The sequence below is a fragment of the Streptomyces sp. NBC_01255 genome, assembly GCF_036226445.1.
Classification (GTDB): domain Bacteria; phylum Actinomycetota; class Actinomycetes; order Streptomycetales; family Streptomycetaceae; genus Streptomyces.
The window spans coordinates 78,597-98,182 of the sequence record NZ_CP108474.1 but is presented as its reverse complement, the minus strand read 5'-3'; the positions used below and the strand labels follow the sequence as shown (position 1 = coordinate 98,182).

Sequence of the window (19,586 nt, the reverse complement as noted above, 5' to 3'; positions counted from 1 at the left end):
TCGGGCCGGTCTTCACTCTCGGCGGAACAGCGCGGGCGGGGCCCAGCCGGCCAGCAGCCCCCTCCCCCCGGTGCAGGACGAGGAGCGCCGCCGCAGGCGCCGAGACAGCCGTCGAGGACGTGCCTGATCGTCGGGCATCTGGGCGATCCCGCGTTCTTCGTCGTGATCGGGATCATCGGCCTGTTCGCCACGACGGAGGACCCGGGCAGGGACGATCCGGACGGGGCCTGCGGGCTACGTGAGGATCGCAGCAAGGCCAGTGACTTCGTCATCAGCGTCGAGTTCGTCGGGCCGGCGGTCGAGCCTCTCGCCGAGGCCCACGCCGCCCTCACCCACCTGGCTCCGGGGGCAGGTCGCCCACGACCGGGCCCGGGGCCTCGGGCAAGTCGACGAACCCGTTGTCGATGGTCACGCAATTCCCCACGGATGACGCTGCATCCTCATGTAATTCCCCACCCTGTCGGGCCGCTCTGTATCACTGGTGCCCGACGCCTGTCGGGCTGGTCAGATGCCAACACGGGTGGGCACAGCGTCCGCACGTCCGTAGCCGAGCACGCGGGCGAGGACTTCGCGGAAGAGGACGATGTCTTCGGCCGGTGCTTCGATGACGGCCTCGATCTCGCTGTCGGTCAACCGCAGGTCGTCCAGGGCTTCAGGATCGAGTGACACGCGGAGGACGTTGCCCGTCAGAACGGCTTCGCGCACACAGCCATATGCGGTGCCTTGCCCGGCCGTGACCAGGCAGTGCGTGTCCATCCTCAGGGCGACCTCATCGCGCACGAGGAAGCCCTCGCCGAGATTCGAGCCCTGGTTCCCGGCTCCGGGCGAACTCGGCGACCGGTGTCCTCGGCCGCCGGACGACGAGTGGTGCGCCTGGCAGCGTACGGGCCAGTGGGCCGACGATGCAGCAGGACTGTCAGCCGCCGGTGAAGCCGAGCAATGCGACATCGGCGGCAGCGCGTAGCAGGGGCAAGGTCTTCGCGAGGCCGTGAGGTTGACAAGGGCTACGACTCCGACCATCTGCGGCAACGCTGCGCGAGCGCGGCATCGTGCCGCGGATCGCCCGGCGTGGCATCGAGTCCTCCCAACGCCTGGGCAGCCATCGCCGGGTCGTGGAACGCACGATGTCCTGTCCTGTCCTGAGCTGCCGGTTGCCGTCGCCGGCACCGGCGGTAGGAGCGCAAGGCCGACCACTTTCTCGCCTTCACGAGTATCTCCGCGTCCCTCAGCTGCCACCGCCGCCTTGCCCGTGCGGACGCGCGGAACGGGTCAGCATGAGGCTGCTCCAACGCTGCTCGCCCAGACACGGATGGGCACCAAATCTGGCTCGGTGTCGATCTGCTCCGAGTGGTTGTGCACGCCTTCCAGGCCCGACCAGCCTGTGACACCCGGCTCACTGTCGGCCAGGAACCCCTCGATGACTGGCCCGAGGCCGGAAAGCACGTAGGCGCCGCCGAACGGCAACGCATCCGCGGGCAATGATCCCGTCGAGCACCGAAGCTGACCGGCCTGCGCGTCATGCCACACGTAGAACGTCGCCACTCCGGGAAAGCCCAGCTCGCGGATACGCACCTGGACGGCTGAGGCAGTCCGCTCGAAGGCGGCCACCACCGCGGAAACGGACAACGACTTCCTGTCCTCGTCCTCCGCACTCAGCCACCAGGTGTTGGTCTCCCACTCCACCCGACGGTCAGCCGGCTCCAGTACCAGGGGCTCGTCCGCCACCTCGGCGATCCATGTCAACAACACCGCAGCAGTATCCCCGCACAGCCCGTGGTCTCAGCAACCGCCATCCAGCAAGTTCAGCAACGGACACCGCAGGGTCCACGGAGGCGTGCGCGCTACGCGGTGCGATTCGGTCTCTGCGGCGGACAGCACCGGCGGCGCTCTCCGGGGTCAGGGCTACGGGGCACCTGCCGCTGCCAGCACCGCGACAGGCAGGAGCAGAATCCACTGCGGCAGGCGGAGTAGTGGTCTGGTCCAGCCGACGGACAGCGTGACGACAAGGAAGACTGCCGCGTACGCGACGAAGTGCGCAGCCACGAACCACGCAACCAGACCGGTCCCTGGCGTACCGTCCATCAGGGAGAGGTAAAGCAGGGCGAGTCCGGAGAGCACCAGGTCGACGCTCACCATGTGCCACACGGCGTGGAGGACACGCTTGGGTTCGTCCGCGAGTCCACAGGCCAGCAGCGGGTGCACCACATCGCGGCGCCCGCCGGCGATGTGCACTGCGGCCACGCCGACAGCGGTGATACCCGCCGCGAGAAGCCAGCTGTTCATCGGACCTCGATTCCCTTGGCCACGACAGTGGCCAGCAGCGCGGCCAGTTGCTGGTCAGGGTGCTCCCCGACCAGCCCTACGTGGAAGAACACAGCTCCTGCCAGCGTGTCCAGGACCAGGTCCACAGGCGTTTCGGCCGCGATCTCCCCGCGCACCACGGCGCGTTCGAAGACGATCAGCAGCCGATCCTTCGAAGGGGCCAGGAAGTCGCCGCGGATGCGAGCCTTCAATTCCGGATCGGCGGCGAAGTCAGCGAGCAGCCCCGGGAGTGCCGCCGCGGCGGCAGGCGCGCGGAACTCGTCGACCAGGCCCTGCAGCAGCGCGGTCAGATCCCCGGCCAGCGTTCCGGTGTCCGGGGGCGGAGCGTCATCGGTGGTCGTGAAGACAGCCTCGAAGACCAACTCCGGTTTGCCCGGCCACCGCCGGTAGATCGTGTCCTTGCCGACACCGGCCCGCGCGGCCACCGCCCCGATCGACGTCGCGGCGTAGCCGACCTCGACCACCAGCTCTGCCGTCGCGCCGATGATCGCCTCGTGTGATCGGGGATCCCTGGGGCGCCCCCTGGAGGGCGGAGAGGAACTCATGGCATTTACCTTACGGGTCGACCCGTAAGGTAAACAAGGGGGCCGGCTCGCCGTTCAGAACCGGAGCCGGTGACGCCACTCAGGTGGCCGGACAAGCCGACGAGCGGGCGCAGTTACTCCTGAAGGCCGTCGATGGCGGCGTGGGTGAACCCGCGGGATCGGCGACAACCGCTCCCGGAACCCACCACGTTCGAACAGGACCCGAACGCACCCCCGACCGTCGCGGAACCTGGCCGAATCCTCATCGGCACCACCGACGGAAGACTGCTGGACTGTCCGACTGTCCGGAGAGTGCCAGTGCTCTCTGAGCACGCTGAGAGCACTCGGCGATCCGTTCGGGCGTACAGGCGGGTGGGGGCCTCGCGGCCGCTGGTGATCTCGCAGGGGCCCGGCCACCCCTTGAACTACGCGCCGGGCGAAACATCGCACCACTCGGCTGCCTTCACCTCACAGTGGTGACCATGCTGAACCGAGTAGCCGTCCTGTCCGACATCCACGGAGTCCTGCCGGCCCTGGAGGCAGTACTCGCCGAACCAGACGTCACCGCCGCCGATCGCATCGTGCTCACCGGCGACATCGCCGCCGGCCCGCAACCGACCCAGGTTCTCGACCTGCTGACCAGCTTCGGCGACCGCGTCATCTGGATCAGCGGCAACGCCGACCGTGAACTCGTCGAATACCGCCGGGGACAACGCGACTCGATCCCCGACCCGATCGCTCCCTGGGCAGCCGAACAGCTCCGCGAGGACCATCTCGACCTTCTCGGCTCGCTTCCACGACAACTCTCCCTGTCCGTTACTGGCCTGGGAAAGGTGCTGTTCTGCCATGCGACCCCGCGCGACGACGAGGAGGTCGTCCTGGTCGACTCCCGCCTCGACCGCTGGAAGGAAGTCTTCAGCGGACTCGATACCGACATCCGCACCGTGGTCTGCGGCCACACCCATATGCCGTTCGTCCGTCTCGCCCACGGCCTGCTCGTGATCAACCCCGGCAGCATCGGCATGCCCTACGGACGAACCGGAGCACACTGGGCCCTGCTGGGCCCGGGTGTCGAACTCCGCACCACGCACTTCGACCTCGAAGCCGCAACCACCCAGCTGTGCCAGGACTCGTCCTACCCCGACATCACCGAATGGGCCGACTACTTCCTGCACGCTCGCGCGACCGACGCCGACGTCCTCGCGGCCTTCGCCCCACGGGACGGACGCGACCACAGCCTGTGACACTCGCTTCCCACCCACGGCAGCGGGCAGCCGAACACGGCTACAGGATCAACGACGCCTACCAATCCCAGGGGGCCGGCATCGGTGTCTGGGGCGCGGCCGGCGACCGGAACGGGGACTGAACCCATGACCCCATCGAGCGAGGTGACCGGCCACCCGTCCCCGCGTTGTTCCGCAGTGAACAAGATGGTCACCGCCCTCGCCGCCACGCTCCTCGCCGTCGGCCTCGCCCCCACCGCGACCGCCGTCGCACCCCCGCCGACGGAGGACACACGCCTCCATCTCACCGCGGCCCGCACGCAGGGCGAGACTGAGGCGATCGGGAACGTCTGGCTCGACTGCCCCGCCAGCGACCGCCCCGCCCACCCCCACCGCAAGGAGGCCTGCGCCGCCCTCGACGCCGCCGCCGGAGACTTGGACCGCCTGAACACCGAGCCGGACGCCACCTGCACCGCCGAGTACGCCCCCGTCACCCTGACGGCGCGCGGTACGTACAAGGGCCGCACCGTCGACTGGACCAAGACCTACGGCAACAACTGCGAGGCCACCGTCGCCACGGGAGCGGTGTTCTCCTTCTGACGGGCGTTCCGCCCCGCATGCGGGAACGACGTCAATTCCTGAGCTGCCAGGCGGGCCCGAGTCGACTGATCCGCTGCTTCCCGCACCGCCTCGCCCCGTGCCCCCGACATCCCCCGTCGGGGGCACGCCGACGTAGCTCGCTACACGCCGGCTTAGGCGATGGCGAGGAGCGTAAGGGGCTGGTTCGCAGGTCGCGGTGGCCACCGGGCTCCGTCAGGTGGATCACAGTGCTTTGCCCAGCGGGCTGCAGATCCTCCAGCCTGCGCCGACTGCCCGGCATCCGGACCTGGCCCGGCCCCGCTCGCACGACTCGCCCCGCAGGGCTCACACCCGGACCTGGCCTCCTGCGCCGAGGGCCTCATCGGCCTCAACTGCTGGTAGTTCGGGGGGACTGAAACCGAAGGGAACGACACAGGCAACGCTGGAAAGGCGATCACTGCGAACACATGTCCCCGTTGACGTCCCCCCCCGCCCCGGCCCCGGCCGCGTGTATTCTCACCGCGGTGGACTGCTTCGCCTTTGCCGAGATTCGAATCTCCTGCCCGGTCGCCGTCGACCTTCTGAGCCCGGCCGAACACCCGGCTGGGGGCGGCCCCCGATGACCGCCTCCGAGAACGCACCGTTGGAAGCGACGACGGCAGACCATGTCTCTGCCGTTCTGCTGGAACGGCTGGCCGACAAGCTCGGCGGCCGGGCCCCGGGCACCATCGTGTTCGGCGAGCCCATCGTGAGCCAGGACGTCACCGTGATCCCTGTGGCGCGCATCGGGTTCGGCTTCGGCGGCAACGCCGGCCAGGAGGCCGGTGAGGACAGCCTGGTCGGCGCCGGGGTCGAAGCGAAACCGCTCGGCTTCATCGAGATCAAAGACGGCAGGACCACGTACAAACCCATCCGCGATCCCTGGGTGAACGTCCTCGTACCACTGACGGGCGGCCTCCTGGCCGGGGCGGCCGGGGCGGCGATCCTGAGCCACCTGGCGCGACGCAGGAGGCGCTGAAGCAGGGCGTCCCCGGCCGATACGACGAGCGGCCTCCCGATCAGGACGCCCATGCCACCATTGGTCATCCGGGTTTTGGCATCCGGGTTTCCGCTGAAAACGCGCCCGTGACAGCGTGCGGCACAAGGCTGCCCCCTCCGGGTCCTCGTCAGTCCTTCTCCACCACCACAGCCGTCACCAAATCCTGTCCCCGGCAGCCCAACACCCCCGCAGGCGGGCGAGTTCGGGCGGCGCGGGTGGCACGCCGAGCGCGGTGAGGGCGCCGCGGGCGCAGGCCCGCACGGTCGTGAACTCGGCGCGCCGCTTGGGCACGGTCCCGCGCGACGAGCGCCTCTTCCTGCGGGGACAGGGTGAAGTCCATCCGGTCGGTGAACGACTGAACGGCCCGCACGGCGGCGGGCGGGATCGACTCGATCACGCGGCGGCGTCCGCGCCCGTCTCCTGACAGCCGCGGCAGGATCCGCCGGGCCAGGTCGGGGCGCAGACCGAAGCGGCCCCCTCCCGTGGACAGCCGGGGGCCACCTCCTCGAAGGGCACGCCGTCGTAGACGGTGCTGCGCGGGATGTGCAGATGCCCGTACACGACGGCCCGTACGTCGAAGCGGGTGTGCTAGTCGGCCGGCCAGCCGCCGCTCGGTCTCCTCGACGCGCGCCGCGCACCAGTCCTGTCGGCTGGCGCAAGGGTCCGGGTGCAGCAAGAACTCGTCGGTGCGCACGATCCCGGCCTCGTGCGCCTTCTCCAGCGAATTCTCGCGCGTCGTCGTGCCCGGGCCGGGAACCTGTAGTCGTACAGCAGGAAGAGGGGAGCGATGCGCGCCGGTCCGCCCGCTCCGGCCCACACCGGGGTGGGGGTTTTCCGGTGTGGGTGCGTTGATGCAGGTGTGTGTTTTCGTCGGTGCTTCGTGGCGTCGTACTCGTTGTGGGTTCAATTCCTGGTTGATAGTCCGTTGTTCGGTGATGGACTGGCTTTTGTTGTGTGCTTCGTGTGGGTGTGTCGGGGCAGGGGGGCAATGTTGTTTTAAGTGTGGCGTTAGGTGTGGTGTAGGGGGGGAGGTGATGCTTGTTTTCGTTTTGTTTGGGAGGGGTGGGTGTATGTCGGGTGTTTCGAGTGGGGCCGGTGTGGTGGTGGCTGCTGGTGGGGTGGCTTTGGTGACTGGGGGGTCGCGGGGGATTGGGCGGGCGGTTGCGGTTCGCCTGGCGCGTGATGGGTTTGATGTGGCGTTGTGTTTCCGTTCTGACGGGGCTGCTGCGGAGGTGGTTGCTGAGGAGGTTCGTGAGGTGGGGCGGCGGGTGTTGGTCCGGCGTGTTGATGTTGCTGACCGTGGTGGGGTTCGGGGTTTCGTTGCGGATGTGGAGGCGGGGTTCGGGCCGATCACGGCGGTGGTGGCGTCTGCGGGGATTGTCCGGGACCGGTCGTTGATGTTGATGTCCGATGAGGAGTGGGACTCGGTGGTGCGGACGAATCTGGACGGTACGGCGAATGTGTTGCGGGCGGTGGCTCGTCCGATGGCGCGGCGTGGTGTGGGGGCGATTGTCACGGTGTCGTCGGCTGCGGGGGTGGTGGGTAATGCGGGGCAGGCTAATTATTCTGCGTCGAAGGCCGGGATTATCGCGCTGACTCAGGCGATGGCGCGGGAGTTCGCGCGGCTGGGGGTGCGGGCCAATGCGGTGGCGCCTGGTTTCATTGATACCGACATGGTGGCTTCGGTGTCGAAGAAGGCTGTTGTGGACCGTATTCCGCTGGGTCGTTTCGGGACACCCGAGGAGGTGGCTGCGATGGTGTCGTTTCTTGTGTCGCCTGAGGCCGGGTATGTCACGGGCCAGGTGTTCCGTATTGATGGTGGCGTGGCTCTGTGAGCGGTTGCCTCCACCCGGATGGCGGGTGGAGGCCCGCGAGGGGGCCGCATGGTGGTCTGCGGGGGGCTGGATGGTGGTCTGCGGGTTGTTATCCGGCCGGGTTCGGGGTTAGGGGTGTGTCCAGGCTTTGGGCGAGCAGGTCTCGTAGGGCGTTGACCGTGCGTGCGCGTTGCAGCTCGGCTACGGGCAGTTCGACTTGGTAGTGCTTTTCGAGCTGGGCGACGATCTCGATCAGGTTGAGGGAGTCCGCGCGGTAGAAGTCGATGAAGTCCTGGTCGTCGTCGATCTCGTCCGGGCTCAGGCCCACGATGCCGGCGACGATCGACCGGATGTGTGCGGCCGGGTGGTCGGTGTCCTGCATGGTTCGTCCTTCGGTCGGGGCGGGTCATGGGGTACAGGGCGGGTGCGGGGCGTGGGGTGCGGGGCTGCGGGGTTGCGGGGTGCGGGGCGGGTCCATGGGGTGCGGGGTACGGGGCGGGTCACGGGGTGTGGGGCAGGTCGTGGGGTGCGGGGTGCGGGGTGGGTCGTGGGGGTGTGGGGGTGTGGGGTGTGGTGTCAGGTGGGGGAGGGGCCGGGTAGTGATGCGACGAGGAGGGAGCCGATGTCGAGGACGGTGGTGCCTTTCACGTGGGACCGGCCGGTGAACTCGCATGCGGTGCTGGAGTGGTGGACGAGCCGGACCTGGTGTTCCAGGACGTCTCCGGGGAGGGGCGAGGCATGGAATGCCAGGCCGTTCACGGCGACCAGCAGGGGGATGCGGTCGGCCGGACCGAGACCGGCCAGCGTCCACAGCAGGGAACAGGCCTGCCCGAAGGACTCCACCATGAGTGCCTGCGGGTACGCGAAGCCCGCCAGGGGGGTGTTGTCGGGGAGGTTTTGGTAGCAGTGTTCGGAGCCGGTGATGGCCTTTGTGGCGGTGAGGGAGGTCGGGGAGAATTCCCCGACGGTGTCGAGGAGGATCATCGGGGGGCGCTGGCGTAGCAGGCCGCGTATCCGCGCGTGGTCAAGCATGGGTGTCCACCGGTGTGAAGGTGGCGTCGAGTTCGACGGCCAGGCGGTGGTCGGAGTGGCGCACGATGCGGGCGTGGGCGTGGATCTCTTCGCCGTTCGGTTCGCGGGGGCGTGTCCGGAGGGTGATTTCCAGGATGTCTCCGGGGAAGAGGGGCGCCACGAAGCGTGCTCTGTCGAGGCGGTGCAGCCGCAGGCCGCCGTCGTGGAGGCTGTCGACGGCTTGTTGGACCCAGTCCATGACGACCACTCCCGGCAGGATCGGGTAGCCGGGGTAGTGGCCGGCCATGTAGTCGGCGGCGTGATCGACCGGGAGCCGTAGTACGGCGTGGGTGTTGTCGGGTGTCCGCTCGTTCCATGTCAGGGGCACGGGCAGGGCGGACATGGCTGCCTTGGGTTGCGGGGAGGGCACGGTGGTCCTCAGCCCAGGCCCGGGTGTGTCAGCAGCCGCTGGGCGAGTTCCTCCACGTACTCGGTGGTCGTGATGTCGTGGTCGAGGTACGGGACCAGTTCCCGGGTCTGTTCGTACAGGACGCGGGTGGCGGAGGACAGGCCGTCGGTACCGCGGATGTCGACTGCCTGGCAGGCGCACAGGAGCTCGAACGCGACCACGTGGGCCACGTTGTCCAGTACTTCCCGGGCGCGGCGTGCCGCGACGAAGCCGAACGAGACGATGTCCTGGAAGTCGGCGGTGGTGGTCAGGGACTGGATGGACATGGGCATCGCCATCGCCCGGGTCTCGGCGGTCAGTGACGCGGTCATGAACTGTCCGCCCATCAGGCCCAGCCGCAGGCCCGGGTCTTCCCGGCACAGGAAGGGAGGCAGTCCGTTGCTGTTGCTCTTGTCGAGGTAGCGGTCGATACGGCGGTTGGAGAGGTTCATCAGGGTTGTCATGGCGATCACCAGGTGGTCCATTGCCATGGCCACGTACTGTCCGTGGAAGTGTCCGTTGTGGAAGACCTCTGCCTCGTCGGGGTCGATCAGCGGGTTGTCGTTGGAGGAGTTCAGCTCGTCTTCGACGGTCTGCTCGATCGTGGCCAGGCTGTCCAGGACCGGTCCGAGGATCTGGGGTGTGCAGCGGATCGAGTAGGCGTCCTCGATCGACTGTGATCCGGCCTTCGCGGTGTCCGCGATCTCGCCTGCGAGGAGTTGTTCGATGTCGAGTTCGTCGACCGCGAGCCGGGAGTCGCCCAGCGTCTGCCACAGGTACTGCGCGACCTCACGCTGTCCGCGGTGCGGTTTGAGCTGGTGGACCCGTGGGTCGAACGGCTTGGTCTTGCCCGCCAGGGCTTCCACGGAGAGCGCGGAGACGAGCAGGTAGGACTGCATGAGCCGGCGGGCCCGCTGCACGTTGAGGGAGCCCAGGCCGACCATCCCCGACGTGCCGTTGATCAGGGCGAGGCCTTCCTTGAAGCTGAGTTCCATCGGGGTGATGCCGGCCCGGCGCAGTGCCTCGGCGCCCGGCAGGACCTCCCCGTTGTACCGGGCCTTCCACTGGCCTATGCAGACCAGCGCGATGGCGGCGAGCGGGCCGAGGTCGCCACTGGTGCCGAGCGATCCCTTCTCCGGTACGCAGGGCACGATTCCCGCGTTCACGACCGCGATGTACTTGTCCAGGTTGACCAGGGAGATGGCCGAGTTGCCGCGGGAGAGCGACGCGATGCGGGACACCATGATCGCGCGGACGGTGACGTCGTCCAGGCGTTCGCCCACGTTGGTCGCCACCGCGTTGAGCAGGTTCTCCTGGAGCCGGCGTGCCATGGAGACGGGGACGAGCCAGTCGGCGAATCCGCCCATGCTGGTGGTCACGCCGTAGATGATCCGGCCGTCCGCCACGAACTTCTCCAGCGTGCGCCGCGAGGCGTCGACCCGTTCGCGCACGCCACCGTCCAGAGCCAGCCCGGGGCCTGTCGCGGCGGCGATCGACTCGATGTCCGCCAGCAGTACGCGGCGGTCCAGGGACAGGGTGTACGTCATGCGGGGCTCCTCGGTGTCGGATCGGTGTCAGCGGGTCCGTCGTGAACGGTGGTGGTCACCAGGTGGGCGAGCAGCGTCCGGTCGACTTTGCCGTTCTCGGTCAGGGGCAGGTCGGGCAGGGCCCGGATGAGGCGCGGCGTCATGTAGGCGGACAGTTCCCGGGCGCAGAAGGCGAGTGCCGCGTCTTCGTCGAACGGCGCCGCTGTGTCGTCCAGGACGACGCCTGCGATCAGTACGTGGTCCCCGCCGCGCGCCGTGACGGCGGCCGCGGCCGCCGTCACGGCGGGCAGACGGGCCAGCACACTCTCCACCTCGCCCAGCTCGACCCGGTTGCCGCGGATCTGCACCTGGGAGTCGGCGCGGCCGACGAAGTACAGCTCGTTGTGCTCGTCCAGGTAGGCCAGGTCGCCGGTGCGGAGCACCAGCTGCCCGTGCCGCGGGTCCAGTGGGTCGGGAACCAGCACCTGGGCGGTGGCCCCAGGGTCGTTCCAGTAGCCGCTGAACAGCGCGGGGCTGCGCAGGTGGATTTCCGCGACCACCCCGGGCCGCGTCACCACTGCTCCGGCCGTGTCCACCAGAGTCATCTCGGCTCCCGGGTGCGCGTGACCGATCGACAGCGCCTGCTGCTGTGCGGGCAGGGGGTCGGGAACGTCGGTGAACGAGGCGGCCATCGACTCGGTCGCCCCGTAGCCGTTGACCAGGCGGGTGCCGGGCAGCATCTCCTGGAGACGGCGCAGTTCGGGAAGAGGGAAGCCCTCGCCGGCGAAGACCACCGAGCGCACCGTGTCCAGCCGTTTGAGCAGTTGCGGATCGTGGCGCAGGACCGGGCGCCACAGCGAGGGCACTCCATGGACCTGGGTGACGGCCGTGTCACGCAGGAAGTTGACCATGCGCCGGGGCGAGTCGAGGTACTCGCGTCCGACCGGCACCAGGGTCGCACCGCTGCCGAGAGCGACACCGATCCCGAAGAGCGCGAAGTCGAACTGGAGCGGAGAGGTGCCGGCGACCCGGTCGGTGTCGCCGACCAGTCCGTCCGCGATCACCGCGCGCAGGAACGTGACGATCGCCCGGTGGCTCATCACCACGCCCTTGGGGCGCCCGGTCGACCCGGAGGTGAAGACGATGTAGGCCGTGTCGACGGCGAGTACGCTCCGGCGGCGCCGTGTCCGCAGCGCCGGCGGGTGTTCTGCTCTCAGCCCGCTGCGCCCGAAGCGCGCGGTGGCACCGGCCCACGGCAGATCACGCCGGTCAAGGCCGTCGGCCCGGGCGTGCAGCGCCGGCTCGACCGACCTCAGAATCGAGAGGAGGCGGTTGTCGGGGGTCTGCGGGCTGACCGGGACGAACGGCAGCCCCAGCCGGGAGCAGGCAAGCAGCAGCGCCACCGCCGCCGCGGAGGTGTGTGCTTCCACCACCACCCGGTCGCCGACATCGAGGCCGAGTGGTTCCAGGGCTCGGGTGTAGTCCTCCACGAGCGCGGCGAGCTGCCGGTAGGAGACCTCGGCGAGCATCCCCGTCGCGTCGCTTTCCACCACGGCGGCCTTGTCCGGGGTACGGGCGGCGGGAGCCAGGAGGTAGTGGCCGAGGTTGTCCGCCGTGGGGTCATGATGTTCCACGGTGCCTCCCCGCCGGGTGCCGGTCCTGCGATGCGCGGCTCACCGCGGGACGTCCTTCAGTACGGCGACCGACAGCAGACCGTCCGGGTCCGCCGCGACGATGACGGCGGGCAGCGTCGCCTCGTGAAGGAGCCGGTCGAGCTGGAGCAGCGCGTGGGCGCTGTAGCAGTCCCCGATGCGCTCCTCGTCGCTGACGTGTGCCGCCTCGGGCAGCGCCTGGGCCAGTCCGCTGCGCTGGGCCTCGTCCACCGCGTGGACACCCGTGTGACGCAACGCCACGGCCGACACATCCGGCGCCGACACGCCCGCTCGTGCCAGCGCGCGGGCGATCGTCCCGGCGAACTGCCCGGCGGACAGGTCGGGCACCGCCCGCACGTCCACGGCGGCGAGAGCCGCCAGAGGCGTGCGGCCGGCGGCCAGGGCCGCCTCCTGGCCCTCCAGCACGAAAGCGGCCGCGCCCTCGCCCTGGACCTGCGGGCCGCGGGCCGCCCGGGCGACCCATGACGTCGGCCCGGTGAACTCCTCCGAGGCGCCCGCGAGCACCGCGTCGGCGTGCCCGGCCCTCAGCATGACCACGGCATGGCGCAGCACGGCGAGCCCGGTCGCCGGCCCGGAGGCGACCGTCGCGTTGGCACCCCGCAGGCCGTAGGCGATGGCCGCCGCCCCCGCGGGCGAACTGAGCACACAGTGCGAGGACTTGGCGGCGGCCACCATGTACGGACGCGGCTGGGAGAAGGTGTCCATGCCGAACTCGGCCATGCCGGTGACGCTGCCCGCCGCCGTGCCCAGCGTGACGCCGATGCGGTCACGGTTGTCATCGCTCACCCGCAGACCCGCGTCATCGAGCGCCCTGCCGAAGGCGACCATGGCCAGCTGGGCACTGCGGTGGTTGTACTGAGCGGTCCTGCGGCCGAGCAGCGCCTCGCCGTCGAAGGAGCCGGCAGTGAAGGCCGGCCCGGACGGCGGGGTGTGCGTCCGGGGGACGGGATCGGGCCGGACGGCTCCCCGGCCGGAGATCACGATGTGCATGGAGCACTCCCGAAGAGGACGATGGCGTTGTTGCCGCCGAAACCGAAGGCGTTGTTCTGGGCCACGCGAACGGCTTGTTCCCGCGCCGCGCCGGCAACGGGATCGATGCCGTCCAGTTCCGGATCCGGGTGGCGGTGGTTGATGGTGGGCGGGATGAAACCCCTGCTCACCGCCAGCGCGCAGGCGATGCTGCCGAAGCCGCTGGCCGCCCCCATCGTGTGCCCCAGCATGGACTTGAGGGAGCTGACCGGTGGCGCCGTCTCGCCGTACACGCTGCGGATGGCCTGTGCCTCCACCCGGTCGTTGAGCCGGGTGCCCGTACCGTGCGCGCAGATGTAGTCGACCTCGTCCGGCGTCACACCGGAGCGCCGCAGTGCGCTGTCCATGGTCCGCGCGATGCTCTGCGGCTCCGGCGCCGAGGGATGGTAGGCATCGCAGCTGACCGCGTATCCCAGAACCTCCGCATAGATGCGGGCACCCCGTTCGACCGCGCCGTCCAGAGTCTCCAGAACCAGCGCCGCACCGCCCTCTGCCGTCAGCATGCCGTCCCGTTCCCGGTCGAAGGGCCGGCAGGTGTCCTTCGCGAGCGCGCCCAGCCGGTTGAACGCGGCATGGGTGAACCGGCTCACCGCGTCGGCGCCGCCGGCCATGGCGACGGCGGCCTCCCCGGAAGCGACAAGGTCGTAGGCGTAGCCGATGGCGCAGTTGGCCGCCGCGCACGCGGCCGAGAACGTCATCGTCTCGCCCGTGGCACCGATCTCCTGCGCGGCCGCCAGGGCCAGGCGGCCGGCGGGCAGTTGCGCGGCGAGCGTCCGGTCAGGGACCGCCGGGCCGTTCACATACCAGGACTCGGTCATCGCCACGACGTTGGGGATCTCGCCCGACGTCGTTCCCATGACCACGGCGGCGTCATCGCCGAAGTCCCGGATGCCGGCGTCGTCCGCCGCCAGGCGGGCAGCGGCCGCGGCGAACAGCGAGGCCCGTCCCCAGTCGGCGACGTTCAGCCGGGTGAGCAGTCCCGCGGCGTCGAAGTCCGCCACCTCACCCGCCATCTTGTGCTCGAACCCCGACACGTCGAACGAGGAGACGGGCGAGATCCCGCTCTTCCCCGCCCGCACGGCATGCAAGAAACCGTCCGCTCCGATGCCGATGCTCGACACCGGCCCGAGGCCGGTGATGACCACGCGGTGCACAGCGACTACCACCCCGCCGCGTCGGCCACGACCTTGTACGTGGAACGCAGATCGGTCATCTTCTCCAGGTCGCCGACGTCGATCATGACGTCGTACCGCTGCTCGATCCGGCTCAGCAGCTCGACGGCCAGCAGCGAGTCGGCGCCCAGATCCTCGATGAAGCTGCCGGCCCCCTCCACTTCTTCGGGTTCCACGGTGAATATGTCCGCTGCCATGTCCCGCAGCTCCGCCAGTCGATCTGCCAGCATGGTGATGTTCCTCCTTGGTACCGAGAGCAGGACGAGACCCGTTCAGCGGGAGCGATAGCGGGCCGTGAGCTTTTCCAGTTCGGGGACCAGTTGGCTGGGCGTCGGCTGCGTGGCCTGCTCGTTACGCAGCCTTTCGGCGCCCTCCCGGAACGCCGGCTCCTCCAGCAGCCGCACCAGGCACTCCCGGACCCGCTCCCCGGACAACTGCGGCCTTGAGAGGTAGAGGCCTCCCTGGGCCTTCTCCAGCAGCGGGGCACGCAAGTCGATGTCACCGACGACCCGGCCGACCATCAACTGCGGAACGCCGTTCGCGACCGCCTCCATGAATGCGGGAATCCCGCCGTGATGGATCACAGCTGAGCACGTCGGGACCACCGCGTGCAAGGGGACGAACTCCGCGAGCATCGCATTGGGGGGAACCCGCTTCAGACTTCTTTGGACTTTCTCCGGCGCCGTTACCACCAGTTCGATATCCAGATCGGCCAGGGAGTCGAGTATCTGCTGCAGCTGCCTGACAGAAACGGCCTGGTATTCCTTTCCCTTGTTCTGGCTGATCCCGAAGGTGGCCAGAACGCGCCGCTTCGCCGGGGCGCGGCGAGCCCACTGGGGTACGACGGCGGGCCCGTGGTAGGAGACATAGCGCAGGGGAACGTGCGGCACATCCGAATCCAGCCGCATGGAACCCAGCATGTGCTCGATGGTGAAGTGCCCGGTCACCATCTCCTCGGAGTACGGCTTTTCGAACCTCTCCGACCAGCGCCCCAGCCAGTCCGCCAGCGCGTCCTCCCGCTCCTGGGGCGGCTGCTGTTCGCGGAGCTGGAGAAAGGCGCGCCGGGACCAGGCGTCGACATCGATCTCGGAGCGGATCCGCGCGCTGGCCGCGCCTGTCGCGCGGGCCACGATCGCGCCCGCGTGACTCATCCACTCCCATACCACCAGGTCCGGCTTCCACCAGCGGCAGTAGTCGACCAGCTCCTCGACCATCGCGTCGTTCACGCCTTTGAGGATCTGCGTGAAGTACCGCGTTCTCAGGCGCAGCCGGTCCCAGGTCAGTGCCCCCTCGGTGTCCAGGGCGAAATCGAAGAAGAAGTCGTCGCGCGATCCGAGCTGCTCCAGGGTCCGCACGAGCTCCACCTGTTCCTCGGTGAACTGCTCGTACATCGTCTTCAGGACATCGGGGGGGCCGGCCGGGACCGCCATCAGGCCCGACGCGGTCAGCGACTCGACCAGGTCCGGGCTGCTGGAGACACGCACCTCGTGCCCCGCGGCCTGCAGTGCCCAGCCCAACGGGACCATCGGTTGGAAGTGAGTCCTCCAGGGCCAGGACACGATGAGGACGCGCACAGCACCAACACCTCCATCGACAGCGGGATGCCGAGAACAGTCGGCGGACTGCCTAAAGCCGGTCTTGGGCCGCTCTTGCCCGGCCGCCGGGGTCCGGCGGCCGGGTCCGCGGCCGGGGTCCGGCGGCCGCCGGCTCCGCAAGGGCGGGCCTAGATCGGCCCAAGCCGCGGCGCCCACACTCGCCGCAGGGCAGACCGATGCCGACGGCATCATCGACCTCGTGAGGAGCCGGCGTTGCAGAGTACGAAGGACAGTCAGGTACGGCCGCAGCTCACGGATCGCGAGGATCCCACGCTGCCTGAGCGCATCACACGGTCCGCGGCCGCACGGCGAGGCGAGTGTGTGCAGGACATCACCGCCTGGGTGCACCGGCGCCGCAAGGAAGTCGGCTTCACGGTGCAGCGCATCGCGTTCGACGAGCTCGACGGCTGGTCCTTCTCAACCGAGACCGGCAACCTCGTGCACCGCAGCGGGCGGTTCTTCACCATCGAGGGACTACGCGTCAGCGTGGGCGAGCAGCCCGACCGCGTGACCTGGCACCAGCCCATCATCGCCCAGCCCGAGGTCGGCATCCTGGGGATTCTCGCGCGGGAGACCGACGGGGTCCTGCACTTCCTCATGCAGGCCAAGATGGAGCCGGGCAATCCCGGGCTGGTGCAGATCTCACCCACCGTGCAGGCCACCTACAGCAACTACACCAAGATCCACAAGGGTGCGGACGTCCGCTACCTGGAGTACTTCACCGACACATCCCGCGGCCGCGTCCTGTCGGACGTGCTGCAGAGCGAGCACGGCTCGTGGTTCCGCCGCAAACGCAACCGCAACATGGTCGTGGAGGTCACCGGCCCGGTCCCCGACCACGAGGACTTCCGCTGGCTCACTCTGGGACAGATCCACGAACTGCTGGGCCACGACAACACGATGAACTTCGACGCCCGCTCGGCTCTGGCCGGCCTGTACGGGGCAGGCGCCTCCTCTGCCCTGCACTCCGACACCGACCTGCTGTCGTGGCTCGCGGCGCGCCGGTCGCTGACCCCGATCACCGGGGTACCGGTCTCGCTCGCCGACATCCCCGGCTGGACGCGCGACGAGCACTCCATCCACCATGACGACGAACGGTACTTCCGCGTCATGGCCGTGTCGGTACAGGCAGGCAACCGAGAAGTGGGCGAGTGGACCCAGCCCCTCATCGAACCGAACGGCCAGGGCGTCGTCGCGTTTGTGACCCGCACCTTCGCCGGCGTGCCGCACGTCCTGGTCAGCGCCCGCGCGGAAGCCGGCTTCTGCGACGCCGAGCTCGGCCCCACCGTGCAGTGCATACCGCGCAACCACGACCACCTGCCCGCGGGGGAGCGGCCGCCCTTCCTCGACCTGGTCAGGTCCGCCGCGCCGTCGCGGATCCGCTACTCGGCGCTGCACTCGGAGGAGGGAGGCCGCTTCCTCGACTCGGTGAGCCGCTACCTCGTCGTCGAGGCCACCGAGAGCGAGGCACCCCTGCACGAACCACCCGGCTTCCGCTGGGTCTCCCGCGACCAGCTCGCCGCGTTCACCCGCTACAGCCACTACGTCAGCGCACAGGCCCGTACCCTGCTGATGTGCCTGAACACGCTCGAGGCATAACGGGCAAGCGCTCCCGCGCTACTCGGAGACCTTCGCGAGGACGATCCTCGCGATACCCAGACCGACCGCCGGCGGGTTCTCGGAGTCGACGATCAGCGTTCCTTCCGGAGAAGCCCCGTCCACAAGCGCCGGCAGCTTCTCCATTGCCTCGGCAACGACATCGTCGACCGAAATCCCCGAAGCCTCGGCCAGCGCTTCCAGGTTGTCCAGGCCTATCCCGTTGACCACGTCCTGGCGCAGAAGCGGCGTGTTGGCACCGGTTGAAACCCACGACTTCGCTTGGTACACCTGTGTCAGCGGAATCATGAGCCCCTGCGACTCGGCTCTCGCGAACGCCTCTTCACTCGTCTGAGCGACACCCGGTTCGGGCAGCACAGCGACGCAGTAATAGCCGTCGAGATTTACCGACGCGCCTTCAGCACCCTGGCCGGCAGGGGTTGACAGATTCTCGGTCACGTAGACTCCATAGAGTTCGAAATGGGCGGTTCGGAGAAATCCACTAGCCCATTGAACGGGCGGTTGACCACCCGGCAATGGTCCCACTGAGGGTCTTGCCCGACAAGGCTGAGACCGCCGCCCCTTGCGCACGCCCCGGACGAATTCCGCGATACACAAGGTCTGTCCTGGCGACCGGACAAGGTGAGAGCCGGGCGAATCCGGGCCGGTGAGTCCGGGGCCGGCTGCGTTACAGTCCGCGTAGCTGTCGCGCATCGTCAGCGAACCTCAGAAAACCGTTGTGAGTTCCCAGTGCCAGGAAAGGGCCGGAGAACAATCGTGACCACCCTGAGTGTTGAGTGCGCCGACCTTACCGACCCGCAGACCTTCCTCGCGCCCCGTGCCGAACTCGTGGAGATGTGGAGCCGGTTCCGGTCGGCGAGTCCGGTCCACTGGCACGAAGTGGACGGCCGTGCCGTGCCCGGCTTCTGGGTGCTCTCGCGCTACCACGACGTGATGGAGGTCTACCGGGACAACAAGCGCTTCACCTCCGAGTCCGGCAACGTGCTGGCGACCCTGTTGGAGGGCGGAGACTCCGCCGCAGGCAAGATGCTTGCCGTCACCGACGGCCAACGCCACCGTGAACTGCGCAACTTGATGCTGAAGGCGTTCGCACCCCGAGTGCTCGAACCGGTCTTCGCCGCAGTGCGCGAGCGCACGGACCGGCTGGTGCGCCACGCTGTCGAGGCCGGCGACTGCGACTTCGCCAAGGACGTCGCCGAGCACATCCCGATGGCCACCATCGCCGACCTGCTGGGGGTCCCTGCCGGCGACCGCGACGAGCTGCTGGTCCTGACGAAGGAGGCGCTCAGCACCGAGGACGAGGGCAGCTCCGCGGACGAGGCGGTCGTCGCCCGCAACGAACTGCTCTTCTACTTCGCGGAGCTGGCCGCGGTACGGCGCAAGGACCCGCGCGACGACGTGCTGAGCATCCTCACCACCAGCACGATCAACGGCGAGCCGCTCACCGAACAAGAGATCATTTTCAACTGCTACAGCATCATCATCGGCGGCGACGAGACCAGCAGGCTCTCGATGATCAGCGGCATGCGGGCGCTGATGGAGCACCCGGAGCAGTGGCGGCGGCTCACCTCGGGGGAAGTCAGCGTGGACAGCGCCGTGGAAGAGGTGCTGCGCTGGGCCAGCCCCGCCATGCACTTCGGCCGGCGCGTCCTCGAGGACGTCGAGATCGGCGGTCGCCTCCTTCGTGCCGGCGACGTCGTCACGCTCTGGAACAGTTCCGCCAACTACGACGAGGACCTCTTCGCCGACCCCGGCTCCTTCGACCTGGGCCGGACTCCCAACAAGCATGTGGCGTTCGGCTACGGACCGCACTTCTGCCCCGGCGCCCACCTGGGCCGGGCCGAGATCGCCGCCATGCTCTGCGCCCTGCGCACCCATGTCGCCGAGGCCGTGCCGAACGGCGAGGCCAGGCCCATCCACTCCAACTTCCTCCACGGATACAGCAGTCTGCCGGTCTCCTTGAGGTCAGCCAGGTAGCCCTCGATCCCCATTCATCGTCCCCAGACTCTGGAGA

General features: G+C 68.9%; 21 protein-coding genes and 2 pseudogenes. 7 read left to right on the top strand and 16 right to left on the bottom strand.

The window, feature by feature from the left end; translation table 11 throughout:
• Positions 1–504 precede the first annotated feature (504 nt).
• Complete coding sequence (locus OG357_RS00320) at positions 505–780, bottom strand: hypothetical protein (RefSeq protein WP_329619137.1); 276 nt, start codon at positions 778–780, stop codon at positions 505–507.
• A gap of 216 nt (positions 781–996) precedes the next feature.
• Between OG357_RS00320 and OG357_RS38730 the strand changes: the two are divergent.
• A pseudogene (locus OG357_RS38730) lies at positions 997–1,124 on the top strand (IS5/IS1182 family transposase); the annotation flags it as partial.
• A gap of 145 nt (positions 1,125–1,269) precedes the next feature.
• Here the strand turns inward: OG357_RS38730 and OG357_RS00310 are convergent.
• The 3 genes from OG357_RS00310 to OG357_RS00300 all read right to left on the bottom strand — a co-directional run bounded on the left by OG357_RS00310 (position 1,270) and on the right by OG357_RS00300 (position 2,867).
• Positions 1,270–1,749 carry a hypothetical protein gene (locus tag OG357_RS00310; RefSeq protein ID WP_329619136.1) on the bottom strand — a complete coding sequence of 160 codons (480 nt, stop codon included), beginning with the start codon at positions 1,747–1,749 and terminating at the stop codon, positions 1,270–1,272.
• A gap of 153 nt (positions 1,750–1,902) precedes the next feature.
• Positions 1,903–2,283 carry a hypothetical protein gene (locus tag OG357_RS00305; RefSeq protein ID WP_329619135.1) on the bottom strand — a complete coding sequence of 127 codons (381 nt, stop codon included), beginning with the start codon at positions 2,281–2,283 and terminating at the stop codon, positions 1,903–1,905.
• Complete coding sequence (locus OG357_RS00300) at positions 2,280–2,867, bottom strand: TetR/AcrR family transcriptional regulator (protein ID WP_329619134.1); 588 nt, start codon at positions 2,865–2,867, stop codon at positions 2,280–2,282. The genes OG357_RS00305 and OG357_RS00300 overlap by 4 nt, the downstream gene beginning before the upstream one ends.
• 461 nt (positions 2,868–3,328) lie before the next feature.
• On the opposite strand from OG357_RS00300, the gene OG357_RS00295 reads away from it, so the two are divergent.
• From OG357_RS00295 to OG357_RS00285, 3 genes are all read left to right on the top strand, one after another.
• Positions 3,329–4,090: a metallophosphoesterase family protein gene (locus OG357_RS00295; RefSeq protein ID WP_329619133.1), complete on the top strand. Its 762-nt coding sequence runs from the start codon at positions 3,329–3,331 to the stop codon at positions 4,088–4,090.
• Between the two features lie 126 nt (positions 4,091–4,216).
• Positions 4,217–4,669, top strand: a complete 453-nt coding sequence (locus OG357_RS00290) for an SSI family serine proteinase inhibitor (protein WP_329619132.1) — start codon at positions 4,217–4,219, stop codon at positions 4,667–4,669.
• Between the two features lie 598 nt (positions 4,670–5,267).
• Positions 5,268–5,666 carry a GerW family sporulation protein gene (locus tag OG357_RS00285; RefSeq protein WP_329619131.1) on the top strand — a complete coding sequence of 133 codons (399 nt, stop codon included), beginning with the start codon at positions 5,268–5,270 and terminating at the stop codon, positions 5,664–5,666.
• A 148-nt stretch (positions 5,667–5,814) separates the two neighbouring features.
• Here OG357_RS00285 and OG357_RS38725 read toward each other — a convergent pair whose 3' ends face one another.
• Positions 5,815–6,084: a hypothetical protein gene (locus OG357_RS38725; RefSeq protein ID WP_443066607.1), complete on the bottom strand. Its 270-nt coding sequence runs from the start codon at positions 6,082–6,084 to the stop codon at positions 5,815–5,817.
• Between the two features lie 80 nt (positions 6,085–6,164).
• Positions 6,165–6,515 (bottom strand): annotated as a pseudogene (locus OG357_RS00275) (metallophosphoesterase); the annotation flags it as partial.
• A 242-nt stretch (positions 6,516–6,757) separates the two neighbouring features.
• Here OG357_RS00275 and fabG point away from each other — a divergent pair.
• Complete coding sequence (gene fabG / locus OG357_RS00270; RefSeq protein ID WP_329619130.1) at positions 6,758–7,522, top strand: 3-oxoacyl-ACP reductase FabG; 765 nt, start codon at positions 6,758–6,760, stop codon at positions 7,520–7,522.
• 88 nt (positions 7,523–7,610) lie between these two features.
• On the opposite strand, the gene OG357_RS00265 is transcribed toward fabG, so the two are convergent.
• The 9 genes from OG357_RS00265 to OG357_RS00225 form a co-directional block, all read right to left on the bottom strand.
• On the bottom strand, positions 7,611–7,883 hold the full coding sequence (locus OG357_RS00265; RefSeq protein WP_329619129.1) for an acyl carrier protein: 273 nt from the start codon (positions 7,881–7,883) through the stop codon (positions 7,611–7,613).
• A gap of 194 nt (positions 7,884–8,077) precedes the next feature.
• A complete protein-coding gene (locus OG357_RS00260; protein ID WP_329619128.1) occupies positions 8,078–8,533 on the bottom strand; it encodes a 3-hydroxyacyl-ACP dehydratase FabZ family protein in 456 nt (151 codons plus the stop codon).
• Entirely contained in the window at positions 8,526–8,915 is a 390-nt protein-coding gene (locus OG357_RS00255; protein WP_329619127.1) for an ApeI family dehydratase, read from the bottom strand. Before OG357_RS00255 ends, OG357_RS00260 begins: the two co-directional genes overlap by 8 nt.
• Positions 8,916–8,950: 35 nt before the next feature.
• On the bottom strand, positions 8,951–10,507 hold the full coding sequence (locus OG357_RS00250) for a phenylalanine aminomutase (D-beta-phenylalanine forming) (RefSeq protein WP_329619126.1): 1,557 nt from the start codon (positions 10,505–10,507) through the stop codon (positions 8,951–8,953).
• Positions 10,504–12,120, bottom strand: coding sequence for an AMP-binding protein (locus OG357_RS00245; protein ID WP_329619125.1), 1,617 nt, complete (start codon positions 12,118–12,120; stop codon positions 10,504–10,506). Before OG357_RS00245 ends, OG357_RS00250 begins: the two co-directional genes overlap by 4 nt.
• Positions 12,121–12,159: 39 nt before the next feature.
• Positions 12,160–13,149 carry a beta-ketoacyl synthase N-terminal-like domain-containing protein gene (locus tag OG357_RS00240; RefSeq protein WP_329619124.1) on the bottom strand — a complete coding sequence of 330 codons (990 nt, stop codon included), beginning with the start codon at positions 13,147–13,149 and terminating at the stop codon, positions 12,160–12,162.
• A complete protein-coding gene (locus OG357_RS00235; protein ID WP_329619123.1) occupies positions 13,137–14,342 on the bottom strand; it encodes a beta-ketoacyl-[acyl-carrier-protein] synthase family protein in 1,206 nt (401 codons plus the stop codon). The genes OG357_RS00240 and OG357_RS00235 overlap by 13 nt, the downstream gene beginning before the upstream one ends.
• A gap of 5 nt (positions 14,343–14,347) precedes the next feature.
• The gene (locus OG357_RS00230) at positions 14,348–14,590 is read right to left on the bottom strand and encodes an acyl carrier protein (protein ID WP_329619122.1); all 243 of its coding nucleotides are present in this window, start codon (positions 14,588–14,590) and stop codon (positions 14,348–14,350) included.
• 42 nt (positions 14,591–14,632) lie between these two features.
• On the bottom strand, positions 14,633–15,934 hold the full coding sequence (locus OG357_RS00225; protein ID WP_329619121.1) for an activator-dependent family glycosyltransferase: 1,302 nt from the start codon (positions 15,932–15,934) through the stop codon (positions 14,633–14,635).
• Between the two features lie 234 nt (positions 15,935–16,168).
• Here OG357_RS00225 and OG357_RS00220 point away from each other — a divergent pair, with 234 nt between their 5' ends.
• A complete protein-coding gene (locus OG357_RS00220; protein WP_443066606.1) occupies positions 16,169–17,554 on the top strand; it encodes an NDP-hexose 2,3-dehydratase family protein in 1,386 nt (461 codons plus the stop codon).
• An 18-nt stretch (positions 17,555–17,572) separates the two neighbouring features.
• On the opposite strand, the gene OG357_RS00215 is transcribed toward OG357_RS00220, so the two are convergent.
• The gene (locus OG357_RS00215) at positions 17,573–18,010 is read right to left on the bottom strand and encodes a YidB family protein (protein ID WP_329619119.1); all 438 of its coding nucleotides are present in this window, start codon (positions 18,008–18,010) and stop codon (positions 17,573–17,575) included.
• Positions 18,011–18,328: 318 nt separating this feature from the next.
• On the opposite strand from OG357_RS00215, the gene OG357_RS00210 reads away from it, so the two are divergent.
• Positions 18,329–19,549 (top strand): cytochrome P450, encoded by a 1,221-nt coding sequence (locus OG357_RS00210; protein ID WP_329619118.1) that lies wholly within the window; start codon positions 18,329–18,331, stop codon positions 19,547–19,549.
• Positions 19,550–19,586: the final 37 nt, after the last annotated feature.

Excerpts from the sequence above, each read along its gene's own strand:
- OG357_RS00265 (WP_329619129.1), bottom strand. The coding sequence starts at position 7,883 with ATGCAGGACACCGACCACCCGGCCGCACACATCCGGTCGATCGTCGCC.
- OG357_RS00240 (WP_329619124.1), bottom strand. The coding sequence starts at position 13,149 with ATGCACATCGTGATCTCCGGCCGGGGAGCCGTCCGGCCCGATCCCGTC.
- OG357_RS00305 (WP_329619135.1), bottom strand. The coding sequence starts at position 2,283 with ATGAACAGCTGGCTTCTCGCGGCGGGTATCACCGCTGTCGGCGTGGCC.
- OG357_RS00295 (WP_329619133.1), top strand. The coding sequence starts at position 3,329 with ATGCTGAACCGAGTAGCCGTCCTGTCCGACATCCACGGAGTCCTGCCG.
- OG357_RS00260 (WP_329619128.1), bottom strand. The coding sequence starts at position 8,533 with ATGCTTGACCACGCGCGGATACGCGGCCTGCTACGCCAGCGCCCCCCG.
- OG357_RS00230 (WP_329619122.1), bottom strand. The coding sequence starts at position 14,590 with ATGCTGGCAGATCGACTGGCGGAGCTGCGGGACATGGCAGCGGACATA.
- OG357_RS00285 (WP_329619131.1), top strand. The coding sequence starts at position 5,268 with ATGACCGCCTCCGAGAACGCACCGTTGGAAGCGACGACGGCAGACCAT.
- fabG (WP_329619130.1), top strand. The coding sequence starts at position 6,758 with ATGTCGGGTGTTTCGAGTGGGGCCGGTGTGGTGGTGGCTGCTGGTGGG.
- OG357_RS00300 (WP_329619134.1), bottom strand. The coding sequence starts at position 2,867 with ATGAGTTCCTCTCCGCCCTCCAGGGGGCGCCCCAGGGATCCCCGATCA.
- OG357_RS00250 (WP_329619126.1), bottom strand. The coding sequence starts at position 10,507 with ATGACGTACACCCTGTCCCTGGACCGCCGCGTACTGCTGGCGGACATC.
- OG357_RS00255 (WP_329619127.1), bottom strand. The coding sequence starts at position 8,915 with ATGTCCGCCCTGCCCGTGCCCCTGACATGGAACGAGCGGACACCCGAC.
- OG357_RS00290 (WP_329619132.1), top strand. The coding sequence starts at position 4,217 with ATGACCCCATCGAGCGAGGTGACCGGCCACCCGTCCCCGCGTTGTTCC.